At 42.6% G+C, this 2,700-nt stretch carries 2 protein-coding genes; both read left to right on the plus strand.

Annotated features, from left to right (window positions below; translation table 11 throughout):
* Positions 1-90: 90 nt before the first annotated feature.
* Positions 91-1,398 (plus strand): O-acetylhomoserine aminocarboxypropyltransferase/cysteine synthase family protein, encoded by a 1,308-nt coding sequence (locus DW650_RS19240; RefSeq protein ID WP_118210878.1) that lies wholly within the window; start codon positions 91-93, stop codon positions 1,396-1,398.
* A 109-nt stretch (positions 1,399-1,507) separates the two neighbouring features.
* Positions 1,508-2,440 (plus strand): cysteine synthase A, encoded by a 933-nt coding sequence (gene cysK, locus DW650_RS19245; protein WP_117922080.1) that lies wholly within the window; start codon positions 1,508-1,510, stop codon positions 2,438-2,440.
* Positions 2,441-2,700: the final 260 nt, after the last annotated feature.

A 2,700-nucleotide genomic window follows, 5' to 3' on the forward strand; every position in this document is an offset into this window, starting at 1 on the left:
CAATTTGGGGATTCATGGTACAGTTATCAGTTCAGATACTGTTCCGTGAATAATTCAGGCTAATTATATTAAATGAAGGGGAAGTGATCTATGGGCAAAAAACATTTGAGCGAAAGAAATCTGGGTTTTGAAACATTACAGTTACATGTAGGACAGGAGGAAGCAGATCCGGTTACTGATGCAAGAGCAGTACCGATCTATGCGACATCTTCTTATGTATTCCATAACAGCCAGCATGCTGCAGACCGTTTTGGCTTAAAAGATGCAGGTAATATCTATGGAAGACTTACCAATCCGACCGAGGATGTATTTGAAAAGAGAATCGCAGCATTAGAGGGTGGTGTTGCAGCACTTGCAGTAGCATCCGGTGCAGCAGCGATCACATATACGATCGAGAACCTTGCACATGCCGATGATCATATCGTTGCAGCAAACAATATTTACGGTGGTTCTTACAACCTGTTAGAGCATACACTGCCGGATTACGGAATCGCAACAACATTCGTTAATCCGCTTGATGTTTCAAACTTTGAAAAAGCGATTCAGGACAATACAAAAGCACTTTACATAGAAACATTCGGAAATCCAAACTCAGATGTCAGCGACATTGAGGCAATCGCAAAGATCGCCCATGCACATAAAATACCACTTGTTGTGGACAATACATTTGCAACCCCGTATCTGCTTCGCCCGATCGAATACGGTGCAGACATCGTTGTTCATTCTGCAACAAAATTCATCGGTGGTCATGGAACTGCAATCGGCGGTGTTATTGTAGACAGCGGAAAGTTTGACTGGGAGGCATCCGGCAAGTTTCCTGCTATCACGGAACCCAATCCGAGCTACCATGGAATCAGTTTTTCACAGGCAGCAGGACCGGCAGCATTCGTTACAAGAATCCGTGCGATCTTACTTCGTGATACCGGAGCAACGATCTCGCCATTCCATGCATTTATGTTTTTACAGGGACTTGAGACACTGTCCTTGCGTGTAGAACGTCATGTCGAAAATGCATTAAAGGTTGTAGAGTATTTAAACAATCATCCGCAGGTGGAGAAGGTACATCACCCGTCCGTTACACAGGATAAAGAGCAGCAGGAGCTGTACAAAAAATACTTCCCGAACGGTGGCGGTTCTATCTTTACCTTTGAGATCAAAGGGGATGAGCAGACGGCAAAAGATTTTATTGATAATCTTGAGATCTTTTCCTTACTTGCAAACGTGGCAGATGTAAAATCACTTGTCATTCATCCGGCTTCTACCACACATGCACAGTTAAATGAGGCAGAACTGGCAGAGCAGGGAATTTGCCCGAACACGATCCGCCTTTCCATCGGAACAGAGAATATCAAGGATATCATTGAAGACCTTGATGAGGCATTTAAGGCAATAAAGTAACAAGTAGTTTTTATCAGCCGGAGTTTTAAAGTATCTATTGTAAATTTTGGAAACAGCAGCATTCAAATAACAGATTCGTGCAAAACAGCACAGAAAAGGAGACATTATTATGGCAAACGTATACCAGAGTGCAACAGATTTAATTGGAAAAACACCTTTATTAGAAGTAACAAAATTAGAGAAAAACAAAGGACTTGAGGCAAAAGTTCTTGTAAAACTTGAGTATTTTAATACATCAGGAAGTGTCAAAGACCGTGCTGCATATTACATGGTAAAAGATGCAGAGGAGAAAGGACTTTTAAAAGAAGGTTCTGTTATCATTGAGCCAACATCCGGAAATACAGGAATCGGTCTTGCTTCTATCGCAGCAGCAAAAGGATACCGCATCATTTTAACAATGCCTGAGACCATGAGCGTTGAGCGCCGCAACATATTAAAAGCATACGGTGCAGAAATCGTTTTAACTGAGGGTGCAAAGGGAATGAAAGGTGCGATCGCAAAAGCGGAAGAACTTGCAAAAGAGATTCCGGGAAGCTTTATCCCATCCCAGTTTACAAACCCGGCAAACGTACAGGCTCACTTTGAGACAACAGGACCGGAGATCTGGGCAGATACAGACGGTAAAGTAGATATATTCGTTGCAGGTGTTGGTACCGGCGGAACAGTTACCGGTGTTGGCCAGTACTTAAAATCACAGAATAAAGATGTTAAAGTTGTAGCCGTTGAGCCGGAGACTTCCCCTGTTCTTTCCAAAGGAACAGCAGGTCCTCACAAGATTCAGGGAATCGGTGCAGGATTTGTTCCGGAAGTATTAGATACCAAGATTTATGATGAGGTATTCCCGGTAGCAAACGAAGATGCATTTGCAACTGGAAAAGAACTTGCAAAAGCAGAGGGTGTATTAGTCGGAATTTCTTCCGGCGCAGCATTATATGCAGCGATTGAGCTTGCAAAACGCCCGGAAAACAAAGGAAAAACAATCGTTGCCCTTCTTCCGGACAGTGGTGACCGTTACTACTCTACAGCATTATTTGCTGACTAAGCCGATTTTATTAATTGTCAGTCAGAGAATTAAGATTTGCTGTTTAACTTCAATCATAATAAAAGCTGTCAGATGACAAATGGCAGCCTGCAATAGAATCATAGACAAAAAGCCACACTGCTGATTTAATGTTAATTTAGTGACATTGAACCGGCAGTGTGGCTTTTTTGGATATATGTTTTAGAAAAAGCCGGACAAATGCTGGTTTGTTGAGATATGTGTCGCCCGTCCAAATGGTGAGTCGTAGGTTTGTGAATGGC

The organism is Roseburia sp. AM23-20 (assembly GCF_003470905.1).
Classification (GTDB): domain Bacteria; phylum Bacillota; class Clostridia; order Lachnospirales; family Lachnospiraceae; genus Roseburia; species Roseburia rectibacter.

Excerpts from the sequence above, each read along its gene's own strand:
- DW650_RS19240 (WP_118210878.1), top strand. The coding sequence starts at position 91 with ATGGGCAAAAAACATTTGAGCGAAAGAAATCTGGGTTTTGAAACATTA.
- cysK (WP_117922080.1), top strand. The coding sequence starts at position 1,508 with ATGGCAAACGTATACCAGAGTGCAACAGATTTAATTGGAAAAACACCT.